The sequence below is a fragment of the Pedobacter hiemivivus genome, assembly GCF_004331685.1.
Lineage (GTDB): Bacteria > Bacteroidota > Bacteroidia > Sphingobacteriales > Sphingobacteriaceae > Pedobacter > Pedobacter hiemivivus.
Genome location: NZ_SJSM01000016.1, coordinates 46713 through 66137, shown reverse-complemented (window position 1 = coordinate 66137; position 19425 = coordinate 46713). Strand labels below are relative to the sequence as shown.

Here is a 19425-nt window from a genome sequence, read left to right as displayed (position 1 = left end):
AGATTGCCCATGATTACGAATGAGACTATAGTTGCCTTATCAACCCCGCCTGGAATCGGTGCTATAGGTGTAATCCGCCTTTCCGGAAAAGATGCTATTGCCATCACCAATTCTGTTTTTAGTGGTAAGGATTTGCTTGCTCAAGACTCGCACACCATACATTTTGGTTTAATTAAAGATGGGAATGTGGTTATAGATGAGGTGCTTGTCAGCTTATTTGTAGCACCGAAATCATATACCAAAGAAAACGTGGTGGAGATCTCTTGTCATGGTTCTAATTATATCATTCAACAGATCATCAGTTTGCTGATTAGAAAAGGGGCTTCTGCGGCTAAACCCGGAGAGTTTACTTTAAGGGCATTTTTAAATGGTGGTCTGGATCTTTCTCAGGCCGAGGCTGTGGCTGATTTGATTTCTTCTGATTCTGCAGCGGCACATAGTGTGGCCATGAATCAGTTAAGGGGTGGTTTTAGTACGGAACTGAATGTTTTGCGTGAACAACTGATCCATTTTGCTTCGATGATCGAGCTAGAGCTTGATTTTGCGGAGGAGGATGTAGAGTTTGCGAATAGGGATCAGTTACAGGTATTGATCGAGAAGATTACTGTTGTGTTGAATAAGTTGATCCGTTCATTTGAACTGGGTAACGTGATCAAATTAGGTATCAATACGGTAATTGCCGGCAGACCCAATGCGGGTAAGTCTACCTTGCTGAATGCTTTGCTGAACGAGGATCGGGCTATAGTAAGTGAAATTGCAGGTACAACCAGAGATACAATTGAGGAGGTGTTAAATATTAATGGGATCAACTTTAGATTGATTGATACTGCTGGTATCCGTGAAGCTACGGACACTATTGAAGCGATAGGCGTGGAGAAAACAATGCAGAAGATCAGTCAATCGGCGGTATTGGTTTATTTGTTTGATGTGGTAAATCTTTCTGTCGACGAGATTCAGGAAGATATTTTGCGGCTACATAAACCGGGAATCGCATTTTTGGCGGTTGCCAATAAAATGGACCTATCTTATAATGATAGATTAAAAGAGCTTAAATTGCCTAAGGATATCGGTTTTATTGGTATTTCGGCAAAGGAGCAACAGCAAATTGAAGAGCTGAAGCAGTTGTTGTACGATACAGCCATAGGAGATAAGCTATCTGATAATCATACCATGGTCACGAACATTAGACATGTAGAGGCTTTGCAGAGGACCAGGACAGCTTTAAATAGTGTAGCCGAAGGATTGGTTAATCCTGTGACGTCCGACTTCTTAGCGATGGATATTAAGCAGGCGCTTCATTATTTAGGTGAGATTACAGGCCAGGTTACCACAGACGACTTGTTAGAGAACATATTTAGTAAGTTCTGTATCGGAAAGTAAGACGGCTCAATAGTCCTAAATAGACAACACAAAATTTTGAGAAAACCGCTATAAATAAGACTCAATTAATATGTGGATTGAATAACGTTTTAATGTAAGCTACCTTGTGGCTATCTTTGTCTGGAGATGAAAAAGCAGCACATTCAGGATACTTTTGGAAATATTGACATTTACTTATTTGACCAGATACTTAAAGGTACTTACGACGATTGTGACATGATCTTAGATGCCGGTTGCGGAATTGGCAGAAACCTACTGTACCTGTTGAAAAGCGGAGCAAATGTTTTTGGTGTAGATCAAAACCCGGAAGCCATTGCGCAACTAAGAACCCTTGGAAGCTCATTTCCTCAGATTGATACGGACGAGAATTTTAAGGTGGCTTCTGTAGAGCAGCTACCGTTTGAAAGTGAAACCTTTGATTTAGTCATCAGTAGTGCTGTATTACATTTTGCAGAAAACCTCAGTCATTTCGAAGCCATGCTGAATTCCATGTGGGAGGTGCTTAAACCCGGAGGATATTTTTTCTGTCGGTTGGCCTCAGAAATCGGGATCGAATCGTTAGTCAGGTCTATCGGAAATGGCAGATATGTCCTTCCCGATGGATCGGAACGCTTCCTGGTGAATCAAGAGATGTTGCTCAGATTGACCAAAAAGATTGGCGGAGAACTTCACGAGCCCATCAAGACCACTAACGTTCAGAACCTGAGAAGTATGACTACTTGGTGCGTGCGCAAAATGAAATCATCCTGATTTACCCCTTTAGGTTTATTTAATTCAAGGCGAGAACCAGCCCTACCTGGTCTTTTCATTGAATAATGATAATCATTTAGATGTAACTATTAATAAAAAAGCAAGATAACAATATCTGCGATATGATATTAATACTAATTTTGAAATGTAACTTCTCTTAATAAAAACTGCATGTCGCCAAACGTAAATAAAAAAGCTGCACCATTAATGGTTATTCTTGCCTTTGCTATTGTTTATGTGGTATGGGGATCTACTTATTTCTTCATTCAAAAGGCACTGGCGGGCTTTCCTCCGTTTATTCTGGGCGCTTTTCGTTTTCTGGCTGCGGGCTTTCTGCTCATCACCTGGTGCGCAATAAAAGGTGAAAAAATATTTGATAAAAAAAGTATCAGGCACGCTGCAATTGGAGGCATCTTGATGTTAGGTGTTGGAAATGGCCTGGTAATATGGGTTGAGCAATTCACTCCAAGTGGACTTGTAGCCATTCTGGTTTCTTCGGCAGCCATGTGGTTTGTAATTCTGGATAAGCCCAAATGGAAAGAGAATTTAAAAAGTACCTCTACTGTTGCCGGTCTGATTATTGGTTTTATCGGTGTTATCCTGCTATTTGCTGAGCAAATGATGCAAACCATGAACAGCACGGAGAAAGGAACACAGATATTGGGAATAATTTTATTACTGTTAGCCCCTATAGGCTGGGCCGCAGGTTCATTATATTCAAAGTACAATTCTGACAATAAGGTCTCCGTGTCTGTTAGCACTTCGTGGCAAATGCTTGCGGCCGGCCTGGCTTTTATCCCTGGCATGCTGATCACCGCTGAGATTAAGGATTTCAACTGGCAAAATGTATCTACTGACGCCTGGCTGTCTATTGGTTACCTGATCATTTTCGGATCTATTCTAGCGTTTAGTGCATATGTATGGTTGCTAACTGTGCGCCCTGCCACACAGGTGAGTACCTATGCCTATGTAAATCCTGTTGTCGCAGTTTTACTAAGTATTCTTTTTACGAGTGAAAGTGTCACCCTTATTCAAATTATCGGCTTATTGGTGATCCTTGGCAGCGTACTGTTAATTAATCTTGCCAAATACAGAAAAAACTGAACCCTTATTAGACGTTCGTTGTCTTTTCCTATAGTTTTTCATTATCTTTTTGGTTAAACTCTACCATCCATTCAATGCCATATTTGTCTCTAAACATACCAAAATATGAACCCCAAGGGCTATCGGTAATGGGCATTTCTATTGTTCCACCTACTGAAAGGCCATTGAATAATTTATCAGCTTCGTCTTTACTTTCTGTACTTATTGAAATTTTACTTCTATGCTCATTCTCATTTACTTTCCCCAAAATTTCGGGCACATCATTAGCCATTAACATATTTCTTTTACCTATCGGTAAAGCAATGTGCATGATTTTATTTTCCTCTTTTTCTGCTATGGGAAATTCAGGGCCAGATATATCCTTGAAGCGTATAATCTTCGTGAATTCTCCTCCAAATACTGATTTATAAAACATAAATGCTTCTTCTGCATTTCCGTTGAAGTTAATGTGTGGATTGATGATTGCCATAGTTTTTATCTTTTGTTACTGTTCAAATTTACTGCTTAACTGCAAAATGAATGGGGTGTGAAAACGACAAGAAAGAGGTTTTTTGCGTCAAGAGGTTTTAGTTTTATTATCAGAGTGAATTGATTTATAGATAGTACGATCAAATCATCGAAGGTGATTTACCGAATTTTTGTTTGAACGAACGCGAAAAATGGGGCAGACTTTCGAAGCCGAGATCTAAATAAATGGCCGATGGCTTTTGATGTTTCTGTTCGATCAAATGCTTTGCTGCTTTAAGGCGTTTATCTAAGAGCCAGTGACGGGGTGGTACGCCAAACGTTTTTGCAAAGTCCCGTTTAAAACCTGCCAGGCTGCGTCCGGTGAGCCGCGCAAATCTTTCAATCGGGACATTAAAATGAAAATTGGTCATCATAAAGCGCTCCAGATCAATTTTATGAGGTTCTGCAAAATCGAATAAGTATGACCTCAATTGTGGCAGACTATGTAATAATAGTTTAACGCCTTCTTTGACTTTGAGGATACCCATATCTTCTGTGAGCGTTCCTGCTATGGCCTGTGCATAAGGAATAATGGATTGAAAATAGCCAAGAAGAAATGGATCGGGCGGAACGGGTACGTTTGAGGGGCCGACATATTTCGGACTGGTGTCGATCTGTTCTTCCAGCGCTATTTTGCGTAACAGATCTTCCTGAAGGCAAATAACGATACTCTCATAACCTTGGCCGGGAAGAGGTGTTTTAGTCAGCGTACCCAGCTGATTTTTACCCACCAGCAGCATTTCGCCTGCTTTGAGCTCCAGGCGCTGGTCAGCCGTTTCTAAATAAAGTTGCCCAGAAACCATCAACACTAGCGTATGATGGTTCCAGAAGCATACTTTATCTTTCCGTTCTGCGGAGAGATAGGAATAGAAGATCACGCCGGGAAGTATTTCAGCTGGATTGGTCATTTATCTCTGTAAGTAAGTACCGCCTAAGATGGCGCCCGGTGCAAAAATAGTATTTAATAATTCTATTTCAGAGGTCGTAAATTCAATACTCATGGCAGCGATATTTTCCGGCAACCTTGAACGGCGGCTCATGCTTACTAATGGCATAATATGGTCGCCTTGCGCATTTACCCAAGCGATGGCAATTTGTGTAGGTGTAACTTGTTTATCTTTCGCTAAGGCTTTCAATACTTCCACTTTTTCCAGGTTTTTGATGAGGTTATCACCCTGAAAACGAGAGAAGTGCAGGTGATGATCATCATCTGCGAGCGGCGCTTTCATATTGCCTGTTAACAAACCTTCGGCAGTGTTGGCAAAGGCGGCTACTGCAATACCCATTTCTTTAGCAGCTGGCAACAATTCGCTTTCCACCTGTCGGTCTGCCAGTGAATAGCCAATTTCCAGTGCACTTATCGGATGAATCTGGTTTGCTTCACGCAGTTGATCAGCGGTGATCTCAGAAACACCGATGTAGCGCACTTTACCTTCTTTGATCAGGTCGGCTACGGTACCTATAATATCTTCTACGGGTACGCTGCCGTCCATCCGGCAGGGCTGGTACAGGTCTATGGTTTCAATGCCTAAGCGGGTAAGCGAATAATTGATAAAATTCTTAATGGCCACAGGGCGCAGATCCAAGCCTAGCCATTGGCCATTATGGAAGAAAGCACCAAATTTAACGCTGATGAAAGCATCGTCCCTGCGGCCTTTAATCGCTTTACCGACTAACAATTCATTGTGTCCTGCAACATAAAAGTCACCGGTATTTAAAAAATTGATGCCACTGTCAAGCGCAGACTGTATAGTAGCTATGCTTTCAGTTTCATCTGGCGTTGAACCTCCCCATACAGAAGACATGCGCATACAGCCCAAACCTAGTTTGGACACGAGCGGGCCATTTAGGCCCAGTTGTATTTTTTTGATCGTTGTCATGATACAAAGATCAGCGTTCGATCATTATTGAGCTTATCTATACGGCTCAAATTAATTATCCTGATAGCTCATGATTAGATTAAAGATCAAAAATACGACACTATTTAATAATTTTTTTCTTCCCCTATACGATGATTAAGACGATTGCGGTTATTTCGGATAACTGAAATATACTGTAGTCCCCGACGCTTCTTTGCTTTCCAGCCAGAGTGCTCCGCCGCTTGCCCGTTGAAATTCTTTACTCAGCATTAGGCCTATTCCTGTACCTTTTTCTCCTTTAGTGCCGTAGGTGATACCCATATGTTGAGATAGAAAGGCCTTTTGTTGGGCAGCATTGATGCCGACCCCTTCGTCTTTTACTGAAAAGACAGTTCTCGAGGGTTCTTGTTTTACATTGATCTCAATTTTTCCGCTTTCGCTGCTGAACTTTATGGCATTGGAAAGCAGATTGCGGATAATGAAATCAAAATGATCCTGATCAGCTTTGATTTTATAACCAGGAAGGATATGATTTTGAATATTCAATCCTTTTTCAGCTGCCTTTCCCTGTAATGCAGTGATGTTGTTGATAACGATTGCTGTCGGATCGAACTCCACTGGGTTAATGGTTATGCCGTTGAGTTGGGCTTTGCCCCAATTTAATAGGGAGTCCAGTATCTCCAGGGAAACATCGCCTTGTTTGCGCATCTGGCTGATCATGTGCCTTTGTTCATCAGGTGTCAGGTCATCGCCTTCCATCATGGCCAGTACATTGGTAATGCTTCCGATGGGGTTGCGCAGGTCATGCCCAATAATGGTAAACAGCTTGTCTTTGATCTGGTTGGCTGCGTGCAGGCGGGTATTTAATTGTCGTGTTTTTCTAAAATAATAGAATAGCACAGCCATAATGAAGAGAATGGCAATGGCAATAATGAGTATAGCGTCCCGTTGATATGTCTTTTCTAAAAGAGTCAGCTTCTGATCTTTTTCACCTTGTATCATTTTATCGGCAAGCCGGTGGTGTTCTTCCAGTGCATCCATTGATTGCCTATAATCGGCTTGCTGGCGGTAGATTTCTGATAGGCTATGGTAAATCTCTGAGGTAAGTTCCTGATGGTTGATGGATTTGGCCAGTTGCAAAGCTCTTTTTAAATGTATGATGCTTTGATCGGTATCATCAGTTTTTAACACGTTGGCAATGCCGATCAGAGAACGAATTTGGTCTTCATGAAGCTCATGCTTTTTGGCGAGTTGTAGTGCCTTATTGTGGTGTTCCAAGGCTTTGGTTTTATCGCCGGCGGAATGGTATTCGACGCCGGTTCGATTGAGTTTATCAACTTGATGATGAGCGGTATCAGCTGGGGAAACCGGATGAGGGTTCTGGGCGCAGGCAGACATGGAAAATAGGAGGATGATTAATAGGTATGTCATAGCAGATGAAGTTAACTAAAAATTTCATCGCCAGCCAAGAGCAGGTGCAACGTGCTCCAAAATAGCAGACAGTACATGGATATTGTAATCAACACCCAAAGTGTTCGGTATAGTCAAAAGTATAGTATCCGCTTCCTGTATAGCCTCGTCCTGAGCCAATTCCCTAATGAGCTGATCGGGTTCTGCCGCATAGCTCTTACCAAAGACCGCCCGTTGAGTAGGCTCGATATAGCCAAAGCTATCAGCGCCCTTTCCCTGCTGTCCAAAGTAATACCTGTCCTGATCGTTAACCAGTGCAAAAATAGAACGGCTTACCGAAACCCTGGCATCACGTTCGTGTCCTGCTTTTTTCCAGGCATCTTTATAAAGTCTGATCTGCTCGGCCTGCTGGATATGGAAAGGCTTACCGTTTTCATCGAATTTTAAAGTAGAACTTTGCAGGTTCATTCCATTCTCGGCGGCCCAGACCGCTGTGGCATTGGATGCAGCTCCCCACCAGATGCGTTCTCGCAAGCCATCGGAGTATGGTTCCAATCTTAACAGACCAGGAGGATTTGGAAACATAGGATTGGGATTAGGCTGAGCAAAACCTTGGCCCTTCAACTTATCCAAAAACTCCAGGGCCTTTTCTCTTCCCATATCCGCATCATTTTGACCTTCCTTAGGTGCAAAACCAAAATGCCGCCAACCTTCTATCACTTGTTCGGGAGAACCTCTACTAATACCCAGTTGCAAACGCCCACCCGAGATCAAGTCGGCAGCACCTGCATCTTCTACCATATATAAGGGGTTTTCATAGCGCATATCGATGACGCCTGTACCAATTTCTATTTTGCTGGTCTTTGCCCCGATTGCCGAAAGCAGTGGAAATGGGGAGGCAAGCTGCCTGGCAAAATGATGAACCCTAAAATAAGCACCATCTAGACCTATTTCTTCTGCGGCAACAGCGAGATCAATGGACTGGAGCAAGGTATCGCCCGCTGTACGGGCAAGATATGAGGGATGGTCTGACCAATGACCGAAGGATAAAAAACCTATTTTTTTCATTTTACCAAGATTACATTCGAAGTTAGGAATACGAAAGTTTAGGATAGGTCATGGCCCAGTCATAACGATGAACTGAATGCCACCTAAAATATCATTATTAATTCTTGCCATAGTTTTTTTTGTTTGTTTTCCTAATGTATGCACTAAGATGCTGATTGTCAATTTGCATGCTTTTAGCCGATTGTACTCTGAGGTAATTTAATTCACGATGTATTAAGGGATGTTACTCGGCTGTTAACCGGACACTACTCGAATCCAGCCAAGTAGTGTCCGGGTAATGTCCGAGTAATGTCCGGGTAATGTCCGGGTAAATAGGGGTTGCAGACAGTTGATATATGGTTAACTGAAAAGAAATTTTTAGCGCAAAATTCTTGGCTGTAACATTTTAGTTAGGTAATAGAAAGTCTGTTTTCGTTAACAATTGCTAACTATTTTGATTGATTGATTTTGATATTTTTGTGTAAATCACCCAAATGTAAACTAACGCAATATCTCATGAAGCAATTCAAGTGGAACCTGTGATTCTGTGTGTTGCGTTTTACGGAACGTTTACAGTAAGTTCCATCATTGGCCTTATCTGCCGAATTTTACTTATTATTGGCTAAATTTGTATGTAATTTTAAGAAGGTATAGTATATGGCGATCAAACCAATTCCGGGCGAACGTGAATTGCTGGTAAAAATTGCCAGTGGGGATGAGCATGCGTTTAAAGGCAGTTGTGCAAACGCAAGTTGACAGGAACAACGAGATTCCGCAAGGCAAGATTTATAAAAAAGTCTGCAATGGCCATTTGCCATTGGCAGCGGTGCAATTGGTTTATAGTGGGAAGTACCAACACAGCGATTCTGTAAATCTGCAGTTAAAGGTATTGTCTTATTTATTGGAGAAAAATTTGGATACCCTTAAAGCCTTTAGCGGAGCAAATAAAGCCTCGGTGACACTTAACTTAACTAAGTTTCCAAAGCAAAGCTATTCCATAAATATTGGGTTTAAGTGTTTGCCACAGCAGGTTGATGAAATGTTGGCTCAGGTTCATCAAACGATTGCCAGCTTGCAACAAGGTATAAAAGCTGAGGAGCTGAAGCAATATGTGACTTTGAGAAAAAGTGAACTCAAAAAGCAAACTTTCGATTATATTTTTTGGCGCGATTACTTGACTTTACAATATGTGAATGGTGACGATCCTTATGAAATTGTACATTATCCTTATTACTTTTATAAGGCTAATACACAAACTTTAAAGCAGGCTGCGAACGAATTTTTAACTGGCAGCAATTACATACAAGCAGTATTGTTGCCTGCACGAAAGAAATAGCTAAAGTACAATTTCTAAGAGGCCATAGGTGACAGGCCGATAAAATAGAAAGCGGAAGATGATCTGAAGGATTATCCTCCGCTTTCTATTTGTATCTAGTCCTCATAATTAAATTGTGAAAATAATTAATTACTATTGCCCTCCTTTTAAGTAAATTTATACAAGCATTGCTATGGTCGAATATAAATCATTGAATGATCACGAACTAACTGAACTCCTTCGTAATGGGGATCATTTAGCATTTAATGAGATATATAAGCGTTATTGGAGATCTTCGATTAATGCAGCCTTTCAGCGCCTCAAATCTAAGGAAGAAGCCGAAGAGGTGGTGCAGGATGTTTTTGTGAATCTGTACATGAGAAGGAGTCAAATCCAACCCAAATCTTCACTGGAAGCTTATCTCAACATTGCAATTAAGTACAGGATAATTGATGCTTTTCGTTCGCAAAAGCTAAAAGAGAGTCATCTGGAAAGTGTAATTACCCATCAACAGATCTTGCCCTTACAGCCTGATCAGGAATTTGAATATAAAGAGTTGCGCGAAAAAATTCGTAAGGCTGCAGATCAACTACCTGATAAATGCAGGGAGGTTTTTTTAATGAGCCGATTTGAGCAATTGTCCAATCAGGAGATTTCTGAGCGTACCGGGATTGCAGTAAGCACAGTAAAGAAACATATGCATAAGGCTTTAAGTATTTTACGTAAAGACTTTAAGGACCAGCAAATCGATGTACTGGCTGTGTGTTTGTTGATCTTTTTGAGTACCTAAAGTAAAATTAAATTGTTGTTTTTCAGTATATTAATAAATATTTTACTGAAGAAGTAGAACACTTGGGTTTTCTATTCGTGTACTTAGTGATGGGGACTAATAAAGGCAATAACGAACAACATATATTGGATGTCATTGAGCGATCAAGGCGTAATGAAGCTAGTGCGCAAGATTTGCAAGAACTTGATCAGTGGTACGATTCTTTTCAAGGTTCGCCTTTGTATACTGATGGCATGTCTGTAAATGAGGAAGAAGAAGCGATGCAAATGCTGCTTAATCGGATTCATGAGGTAATTGAGCCTGAATTAAAACCAATACTACGATATAGACCATGGTATGCCAGGAAATGGGTAGTTGCTGTGGCAGCTTCAATGCTGTTAATCTCAGGAATGGCCGTTTTGTTTTATCTCCGTACAGATCAAACTGACTTTAGCAATTCAATTTCGAGCGCAAGTAACATCCTACCAGGAACAAATTCAGCTACTTTAACCTTAGCAAATGGCAAAAAAATAAAATTATCTGAATCGGCTAATGGTGATCTGGCCAAAGAAGCTGGGGTGCTAATTGTTAAAACTGCCGATGGTAAACTGGTTTATCAAGCCCAAAATTCTGCAGCCGAAACAGGTCAGGTCAATACAATTTCTACCGCGATTGGTGAAACCTATCAGGTACGCTTTTCTGATGGGACGGCAGTTTGGCTTAATGCCGCTTCCACTTTAAAATTCCCAGCTAAATTTTCTAAGCTTTCAGCTAGGATTGTGGAGCTAAATGGAGAAGCTTATTTTGAAGTTTCTAAAGATAAAGCACATCCATTTATCGTGAAATCACGAGATCAGCAGGTTAAGGTATTGGGTACCCATTTCAACATCAATAGTTATGCGGATGAACAGAACATAGCTACAACCTTATTAGAAGGCGCTGTGCAAGTATCCTTATCCAACCCTATGAAAATAAATACAAGCTTGAAAAGTGTGCTGTTAAAGCCAGGTCAGCAGTCTTTATTAAGTGGTACTTCCCTTAGCATAGCCCAGGTGCAAGCAGATGATGTCATTGCCTGGAAAAATGGAAATTTCATGTTTAATAATGAGTCGATGGAAATTGTGATGCGCAAACTTTCCAGGTGGTACAATATTGAGGTGAAATATGCTGATCCATCGGTGAAGCAGATCAAGTTTTTTGGAACAGTAAGCCGTTTTTCTAATGTGGCTAAGGTTTTGGAGATGATAGCATTAACAAATGAAGTGAAGTTTGAAGTAAAAGGCAAAGAAATTACCGTACTCAGGAACTAAGGGGCTTAACCATCCCTTATATTTAATAATCAACTAAACTAAACAAGAAAATGAAAGACCGAAAAAAAGAAACCTGAGTTAATCTGAAAGTTTGGTAGAATAGAAAAGGAGTGCTCGAAACACCCCCTTTCTGATATCTGTTAAACTTAAAGCCAATAAAGGCTGAGAATCATTGAGCAACAATTTTTCACGATTAACAAGACAATCAAATGTATAAAATTTATACTAAAATTATATGCGACTGGCGTTGCATGTATAAACCGTTATTAATAATGAAGTTAACCACCATTATATTAATAGTTTCCATGATGCAGGTTAGTGCTTCATCTTTTGCGCAACGCATAACTATGCGCCAGCAAAAGGTAACGCTAGAAAAACTGATTAAGGAAATTAGCATCCAAACGGGTTATAATGTGTTGCTTCCTACGGACAAAATCAGCAGCTCGAAAATCATTGTCGCAGATTTTTCAAATGCAGCATTAACAACAGTAATGGATAGGGTAGTTCAGGGAAGTGACTTGACCTATGTGATCAAGGAGAAAACAATTATCGTACAATCCAAAGAGAAATCTATTTTGGATAATATCGTGGATTACCTGAAACTGATCAATATCACCGGACGGATATTGAATGAAAATGGAGAACCGCTTGTTGGTGCCACAGTTAAAGTAAATGGTAGTCAAAAAAGAACACTTACCGATAGTGAGGGAGGTTATGGTTTTAACAATGTGGATGAGAAAGCGATACTAACGATCAGTTTTCTTGGCTATAAAACAAAGGAAGTTCGTGTGGTCAGTAAAATGCCGGACATCAGAATGGAACTAGCTTCAAATAAGCTGGATGAAGTTAATGTCATGGTCAGTACTGGGTATCAGCGGTTACCCAAAGAACGTGCTGCTGGCTCCTTTGGTTTTGTGACACAAGCGGATCTTGATAAGCGAAGCAACAGTAATATTTTAACGTATCTGGAAGGACAAGTACCTGGCTTATTAACTGGAGCTGATGGTAGGATTACCATTCGTGGTCAAAGTACAATTGCGGCAAGTTCTAATAAAGATCCCCTGATTGTGTTGGATGGTTTTCCTATTGAACGCAATGTGGAGAGTATTAATCCGAATGATGTAGAGAGTATTACGGTATTAAAAGATGCTTCCGCCGCTTCGATATGGGGGGTAAGGGCTGCCAATGGTGTGATTGTAATTCAAACTAAAAGAGGGCGTTCAAGCCGTAAACCTCTGGATATTGATTTCTCTTCGACATTTGCTATTAGTCCCGCGGCTGATATTAATAAATTGCCTTATGCCTCGAGTGCTTCTTATATTGAATTTGAAAAGTTTAAGGTAGATAATAAGCTTACGCTTTTTACAACTGGCGTCCCTCGGTCGGCTATTTCACCAGTTCTTGATGCTTATTTGAATAATCCTTCTGGAGCAGCTCAGGTGGTTGACCCTTTAAAAAACATCAATGCTCTTGATGAGTTTAAAGATTTGTTTATGAGTCCAGCCACAAGGCAGCAATATGCATTGGCAATTGCTGGAAAAGGTGCCAAATCTACCCATAGAGCGTCCTTTAGTTATGATAATATCAACAATCAGTTTAAACAGAATGGCTCAAAACGTTTTGTAACGGATTTATTTGAGACGATGACCATATTACCCAAATTACGGGCGCAAGTTGGACTAAACTATGCCTTGAACACGGGTTTGAATAATGGAATGAGCTATACCGATCTTAAAAATCTGCTCCCATATCAGCAAATTCTGAATGCCAATGGTGGATATATTGCACAACCTCAAACTTTTTATCAGGGCGATAAACAGGCTTATGTTAATTCCGGTTATCCATATAATTGGGACTATAACCTAAGTCAGGAATTCAATAATAAAAACAATACCGTAAAAACCAGTAACATCAACGTAACAGCCGGTTTAAACTATGAAATCCTGAAAGGTCTTTCGGCAAACGCTGGCTATCAGTATGAGTCTGGCAATACAGTAACCAAGAATGTTTATAACGAACAGACTTACTTGGTTAGAAATAGCGTGAATTATGCTACAACCATAAAAAATGGGATTCTTACTTCTGGCATTCCAAAAGGAGGGATTTACAAGGAGTTCAACAGTAGTTCTTATTCGCAAACTTATCGGGGCATGCTGAAATATGATGCAGACTTTTTACATGGCAAGCATGTCATTTCTGCCATCGCAGGTACAGAAGTTAGGGAGCTTGGCAATAAAGCTTCCAATCAAACAAAGTACGGTTATGATCCTCAAAGCCTTCAGTTTGCCAGGGTAAATTATAACGCTTTTTATACTGATGTAAGAGGTAATACTCAGAATCTGATACCAGATGAATCCATTTTTCAGGATGATTTAAACAGATTTGTTTCCATATACACCAATGCCGGTTATACCTATGACGATAAATATACGCTGAATGGAAGTGCAAGACTAGATAAAACCAATCTTTTCGGCTCCAGTGACCAGTACAAAAATGTATGGTTATGGTCTGCTGGACTGAGTTGGCAAGTGCATAAAGAAAGGCTCTTTGAGATCGGCATTTTCAATAGCTTGATTTTGAGAGCAACCTATGGTATTAATGGAAATGTAAATAAATCTACCAGTCCTTTTTTAATTGCCAATGTGGCTACCAATAGCCAAAATAATCTGCCTTACGCTTATGTGTCTAATCCTACAAATCCATTGCTGAGGTGGGAGAAAACGAAAGTTACCAATTTAGGGATTGACTTTGCAATGCTCAAACAGCGTTTAAGAGGCTCATTGGAATATTATAATCGTAAGAGTTCAGACTTGTTGGGTAATGCAACCGTGAATGGGACCTATGGATTTAATACTGCGTTTATCAATTATGCAAGTCTTAAAAATACGGGTTTTGATGTTAACCTATCGGGCTTGATTTTAGATGAGGGCTTTAAGTGGTTGGCTACCTTAAATTATAGTTACAACAAGAATAAAGTCACTAAAGTTGATTTTCCACAAAAAACAGTTGGCTCTTATCTAGCTGGTGTACCGCAGGTTGGCTTACCTCTTAATTATTTGTATAGCTATAAATGGGCGGGTCTTTCAGCTACCGGAATTCCTCAGGTATACAATGAGAAAGGGGAGGCTACTGGTTATAAAACAGAAATGGCCAATCCATTGGCATTAATTTACCAGGGAAATTCTGTTTCTCCGCATTATGGAGCGCTGATTAATGAATTTGGTTACAAGAGATTTACGTTGCTAACCAATTTTACCTATAAAATGGGTCATAAATTTTTTGTTCCTGTAATTCAATACAGTACTGCTTATGGCGGAGCATCACAAATTTCTTCAGATTGGGATAAGCGATGGATGAAGTCTGGTGATGAGGCATTTACCAATATCCCAGCGGCACCAACTGCTGTAACTGGTTTAAATGTTTATGATCAGTATACTCAGTATGCAGATGTCAATGTTGAAACGGCTTCAATTATTAGGTTTAGAGAGTTGTTGATTAATTATAGGCTTCCGTTAAAATCAAAGTATGGTTATAGTTCAACCGTATTTAATATCGGTTTACAGGTTAGAAATCTGGCGACTTATAAATTTAATAAAGCAGGCTTAGATCCGGAGTTCTTTACGACCACAACGCAAAGCAGTACCACTATTTTGCCACCGACACCTGAATATTCCCTAATTCTAAAAGCCAACTTTTAAATCGTACGCATATGAAAAGTTTAAAATATATCTGTTTTCTAGTTGTGCTGATCACCGGGATGACAGGCTGTAAAAAGTATCTGGATATTGTACCTAAAGGAAAAATTATACCTCAGAAAACTAATGATTATCGTTTGTTGCTTGATCAGATTTTACCAAGAGGAAGTTCAAATGGCTTTACGCAAAGCTTTAGTAATGATGTATTGATGTCCGATGATATGGAAGTCAATGCGTTTTCTGCCAGTTTTTATAAAGCGGCTTCTCAAAATGTACTGATGTTTGCCGAACACATTTATCAGGACTCTGAGTCTGACCCGGATTGGGAAGCATTGTACAATCAGATTTATGTAGCTAACCTGGTGACAAGTCAGGTTATGGATTCTGAAGGGGGGACACCTGCAGAGAAAAATGCTTTATTTGCTGAGGCGAAGGTACATCGTGCTTATGCCTATCTAATTCTCGTTAATTTGTATGCTAAGCAATATGTAGCAGCAACGGCTGCTAACGATCCCGGGGTACCGATCCGAAAAAATCTGGATTTTGAAGAGAAATTGCCCCGAGCAAGCGTTCAAGAGGTATACAATTACATCTTGCAGGATTTAAATGATGCTTTAGGCAAATTACCAGCAGCACCTCAGCTTAACTTAAATTACCGACCTGTAGAAGCTGCATGCAATGCCTTGTTGGCTAGAGCCTATCTGTGTATGAATAATGTTCCTTCAGCTTTAGCTTATGCAAATGGTTCTATCCAATTGTATAATACATTGATTGATTACAATACTTTGCCTGCAGGACAATCATTTCCAGGTACACTGGCCGAACCAACTGGTCTTCAGAGTAAAGAGGTTCTGCTTTTAAAAAGTCCAACTTCCACGGAGTCATTTTTTTATGGCAGTAATGGTTTAGTTAGTCTTTATGATCAGCAAAACGACCTGCGTTTTAAAGCGAAGTTTGCAAGCGATGCAGCTTTTGGTTTGAACTTTGGATTTATTTGCACGGGTTGGTCTGGGAAAACACCAGCCAAGGGGCCATCTACTGCGGAAATGTTATTGATTAGGGCCGAGTGTTATGCCAGAACTGAAAAGGTAAACGAAGCGATTACTGACTTAAATACACTCAGGAAAAGCAGGTTTAAAACAGGGAGTAATTCGACGCTGATTGCGGCAACTCCTGCACAGGCTTTGTTGTTGGTAAAACAGGAAAGGCGTCGTGAGCTTGCTTTCAGTGGACAACGGTGGTTTGATATCAAAAGATACAACGCAATAGATAACGACAATATAACAGTTACCCATCTTATTAATGGAGCGAGTTATACATTAGCTCCAAACAGTGTTCGTTGCGTATTGCCCATAGGGAGAAAGTACATTGATCTGAATCCGGAAATCACGCAGAATCCCAGGTAACTAGAGTTTAAAAAAAACAAGTATATAGATAATAAACAAAGCGGGTGTTTTTTTACACCCGCTAATAAACATGCAATTATGAAATCAATTGAGAATTTAAAATATGTAGCTCTAATTTTATTAATGGGCTTCACAAGTACAGTTATTGCACAACAAAAGTTTGCAATTTCAGGAAATGCCCCTGGAAAAAACGGGCAGAAAGTCGAACTAGTCAGGTATACTGAAGGATCGGTACAGACCCTTGGTGTTGATACCATAAAAGATGAGAAATTTCAAATTTCGGTACCAGTAGATGAAATCAGCCTTGCTTTACTACAAATTGATAAAAAGTTTGGCGGAACGGTAGTAGTAGAACCTGCTAGTTTAAAGTATACCATTACTGCCGATGGAACTTTCGGAACTGAAGGTGGTAAGTATACTCCTGTGTTAAACGGTTTCTTAAAAGCTAAGGAATTTATTGCTGCTGATGATCTGTTTAAGAAGCTGACTAAAGGTGGCAATATTGCTGCCATAAAAGGGACAAAACAGGAATGGGAGATGATCGCTCCATTTTTAAAGAAAGAAGACCTTAGGAGTAGTTATCTGGCAAATCTGGTTAAAACTAACTCAGATCCAAAAGTTAAAGTAATGGCGGCCATTATGTGCGAATTACAGCCTGACGCCGCTAAAACCATGGAAATTATCAATAAAGTGGCTCCCCAGGTAGGAGAAAATACCATTATGATGAGAAGAGTTAGGTCAATGGAAAAGCAACAGGCAGCCGCCCTGGCCAGACGACATGAAGGAATGTTAGGTCAACAGTTTACCGATTTTACAGCGGTTAATTTAAAAGATGAAAGCATGAACCTTGCTCCAGTGGTTAAGGGAAATAGATATACTTTATTACAGTTTTGGGCATCTTGGTGTGGACCATGTCGCAAAGAAATTCCTTTGTTAAAACAGCTATATACTAAGTATAAATCAAAAGGCTTTGAAATTGTATCCTTCTCTATGGATGAGAATAAATACAATTGGGAGAAGGCATCTGAAGTGGAAAAAATGAAATGGATAAATGTATCAGATCTGCGTGCATTTAATAGTGGCGTAGCGAAGACTTATCCAATATTTGGGATTCCTGCAAATGTAATCATAGATCAAACTGGCAAAATTGTAGCCAGTAACCTTTTGGATAAAGATCTTGAAAATAAAATTACTGAGTTGTTAAAATAAAATTGGAGTATTTATGATAAGTGTGTTTGCTTGTGTGCTGGTGATTGCAGCTATAATTTGGGTTGCTGCAAAGGCCTCTTTAAATTTGTTTTTGCTTACTGGAACTACCTCAGGGAAAAATGGTGAGCTTGTCACTTTGATTGGCGATGAATCGACTGGGAATGGTCAGATTCTGTGCTCAGTAACCATACAAAACGACAGGTTCAGACTGTCTGTTCAGCAATTCGAAGAAGGGCCAGGTTATCTTGTTTTCGGTGAAGGAAATGATAAAACTAAGTATCCGGTAAGGCTTAGAAAAGGCCATTTTTGTTTTTGTGAAGCTGAGGGGATTATTTAAAAAATACATAAAATGAAAATCTTATTAACGGTTATAAGTAGTTTATTGCTACTCAATGTATCTGCTCAGCAGCATGATGCCTTAAAAACAACGGCTCATCCTATGGCGGGCAAAAAGTTAAGCATCAACTATGTTGCAGATTCTACCCTGCTTTCTTCTGCAAAGCAGGTTTCAGCAAGGGTATATTTTTACAGTAGAGCTAAGCAGATAGCTGAAGAGAATTTTAGTCTGGAGAAGAAGAAAGGCGGCTGGAACGGGACGCTTAAAATACCAGATAGTACCATTTTAGTAAGCGTTGTGTTTAGTACACCTGATGGTAAAATGTTAGATAATAACCATAATAAAGGTTATCTGATGCCTGTTTATAAAAAGGAAAAGCCTGCACAATTTGCTTATGCCACGATGGCCGATATATTTGGTGGCGGGCCGCCTGATGCAGCGGGTTTGAAAAAAGATCAGAAACAGGCGCTCATTTTTATGAAACAGGAAATGAGTGTTCATCCTGAAAGTGAAGTTGAGCTTAGGTCAACTTTTTATAATATGCTAGCCAATTCTCCAGAGCGTGAGGACAAAGTTGAGTTGTTGAAAAAACTCAATGAACTTAAAAGTGATAAGGAAGAAGAGTTGATGATGGCCCAGCTTTATCTGTCGTATTTTGGAGGAAAAAAGCAAGCCGATTCTTTAGATAAGTTGTTGACTGTGAAATTTCCGAATGGCAATTATGTCAAAAATAAAGCATTGCAGGCGGAGAGGTCGGCTAGTAAAGCAGAATCTGAACCACATGGAGTTGTTTCTAAAAAAACGAGTATCAACAAAGCCGAGATCCTTAAAAATGTACAAGATAACCTGGTAGATGAACCTGTAAATCCGCTAACGCTTAAAGATATTGACGGAAATACGGTAAGTATTGATGCAGTAGCCGGGAATGGTAAGGTAACTGTAATAGATTTCTGGGCAACGTGGTGCAAGCCTTGTATTGCTTCTTTTCCTGCCATGCAGCGTGTAATGGAACAATATCGGAATAATCCATCGGTTCAGTTTTTTTTCATCTGCACTATGGACCAGGGAGATGCTGTAAGGAATGCTAAAGCTTTTATGGCTAAAAATCCTTATCCGTTTAAGGTGTTGATGGATGAAAAAACTGAGGATATGAATATGTATAAGGCCTATTCAGCTTATAAAGCAACCGGAGGAATACCTTATAAATTGGTTATTGATAGTAGGGGACATGCTCGGGCAAGAACGTCTGGATTTTCAGGAAATGACCAAGAGCTCATTACAGAGCTGTCGGCTATGATAGATATAGCTTTAAAATCAAAAAAATAAT

At 40.0% G+C, this 19425-nt stretch carries 16 protein-coding genes; 11 read left to right on the top strand and 5 right to left on the bottom strand.

The window, feature by feature from the left end; all coding sequences use genetic code 11:
- The first annotated feature begins 9 nt into the window (after nt 1-9).
- From mnmE to EZ444_RS20025, 3 genes are all read left to right on the top strand, one after another.
- The gene (mnmE, locus tag EZ444_RS20035) at nt 10-1380 is read left to right on the top strand and encodes a tRNA uridine-5-carboxymethylaminomethyl(34) synthesis GTPase MnmE (RefSeq protein ID WP_131610935.1); all 1371 of its coding nucleotides are present in this window, start codon (nt 10-12) and stop codon (nt 1378-1380) included.
- Between the two features lie 126 nt (nt 1381-1506).
- Nucleotides 1507-2130 (top strand): class I SAM-dependent methyltransferase, encoded by a 624-nt coding sequence (locus EZ444_RS20030; RefSeq protein WP_131610934.1) that lies wholly within the window; start codon nt 1507-1509, stop codon nt 2128-2130.
- A 171-nt stretch (nt 2131-2301) separates the two neighbouring features.
- Complete coding sequence (locus EZ444_RS20025; RefSeq protein ID WP_131610933.1) at nt 2302-3234, top strand: EamA family transporter; 933 nt, start codon at nt 2302-2304, stop codon at nt 3232-3234.
- 28 nt (nt 3235-3262) lie between these two features.
- On the opposite strand, the gene EZ444_RS20020 is transcribed toward EZ444_RS20025, so the two are convergent.
- The 5 genes from EZ444_RS20020 to EZ444_RS20000 form a co-directional block, all read right to left on the bottom strand.
- Complete coding sequence (locus tag EZ444_RS20020) at nt 3263-3703, bottom strand: VOC family protein (RefSeq protein WP_131610932.1); 441 nt, start codon at nt 3701-3703, stop codon at nt 3263-3265.
- 139 nt (nt 3704-3842) lie between these two features.
- Nucleotides 3843-4649: a helix-turn-helix domain-containing protein gene (locus EZ444_RS20015; RefSeq protein ID WP_131610931.1), complete on the bottom strand. Its 807-nt coding sequence runs from the start codon at nt 4647-4649 to the stop codon at nt 3843-3845.
- The gene (locus tag EZ444_RS20010) at nt 4650-5621 is read right to left on the bottom strand and encodes an aldo/keto reductase (protein ID WP_131610930.1); all 972 of its coding nucleotides are present in this window, start codon (nt 5619-5621) and stop codon (nt 4650-4652) included.
- Nucleotides 5622-5771: 150 nt separating this feature from the next.
- The gene (locus EZ444_RS20005) at nt 5772-7031 is read right to left on the bottom strand and encodes an ATP-binding protein (RefSeq protein ID WP_131610929.1); all 1260 of its coding nucleotides are present in this window, start codon (nt 7029-7031) and stop codon (nt 5772-5774) included.
- 24 nt (nt 7032-7055) lie between these two features.
- Nucleotides 7056-8078: an LLM class flavin-dependent oxidoreductase gene (locus EZ444_RS20000; RefSeq protein ID WP_131610928.1), complete on the bottom strand. Its 1023-nt coding sequence runs from the start codon at nt 8076-8078 to the stop codon at nt 7056-7058.
- Between the two features lie 718 nt (nt 8079-8796).
- Between EZ444_RS20000 and EZ444_RS19995 the strand changes: the two genes are divergently transcribed.
- The 8 genes from EZ444_RS19995 (at nt 8797) to EZ444_RS19960 (ending at nt 19424) form a co-directional block, all read left to right on the top strand.
- Nucleotides 8797-9393: an insulinase family protein gene (locus EZ444_RS19995; protein ID WP_165503675.1), complete on the top strand. Its 597-nt coding sequence runs from the start codon at nt 8797-8799 to the stop codon at nt 9391-9393.
- Nucleotides 9394-9565: 172 nt separating this feature from the next.
- Nucleotides 9566-10162 carry an RNA polymerase sigma factor gene (locus EZ444_RS19990; protein ID WP_131610926.1) on the top strand — a complete coding sequence of 199 codons (597 nt, stop codon included), beginning with the start codon at nt 9566-9568 and terminating at the stop codon, nt 10160-10162.
- A gap of 89 nt (nt 10163-10251) precedes the next feature.
- On the top strand, nt 10252-11451 hold the full coding sequence (locus EZ444_RS19985) for a FecR family protein (RefSeq protein WP_131610925.1): 1200 nt from the start codon (nt 10252-10254) through the stop codon (nt 11449-11451).
- Between the two features lie 272 nt (nt 11452-11723).
- Nucleotides 11724-15149 (top strand): SusC/RagA family TonB-linked outer membrane protein, encoded by a 3426-nt coding sequence (locus tag EZ444_RS19980; RefSeq protein ID WP_165503674.1) that lies wholly within the window; start codon nt 11724-11726, stop codon nt 15147-15149.
- Between the two features lie 11 nt (nt 15150-15160).
- Nucleotides 15161-16552, top strand: coding sequence for a RagB/SusD family nutrient uptake outer membrane protein (locus tag EZ444_RS19975; RefSeq protein WP_131610923.1), 1392 nt, complete (start codon nt 15161-15163; stop codon nt 16550-16552).
- Between the two features lie 78 nt (nt 16553-16630).
- Nucleotides 16631-17761 carry a TlpA family protein disulfide reductase gene (locus EZ444_RS19970; protein ID WP_131610922.1) on the top strand — a complete coding sequence of 377 codons (1131 nt, stop codon included), beginning with the start codon at nt 16631-16633 and terminating at the stop codon, nt 17759-17761.
- Nucleotides 17762-17774: 13 nt separating this feature from the next.
- The gene (locus EZ444_RS19965; protein ID WP_131610921.1) at nt 17775-18098 is read left to right on the top strand and encodes a hypothetical protein; all 324 of its coding nucleotides are present in this window, start codon (nt 17775-17777) and stop codon (nt 18096-18098) included.
- Between the two features lie 12 nt (nt 18099-18110).
- On the top strand, nt 18111-19424 hold the full coding sequence (locus tag EZ444_RS19960; RefSeq protein WP_131610920.1) for a TlpA family protein disulfide reductase: 1314 nt from the start codon (nt 18111-18113) through the stop codon (nt 19422-19424).
- The last annotated feature ends 1 nt before the right edge of the window (nt 19425 follow it).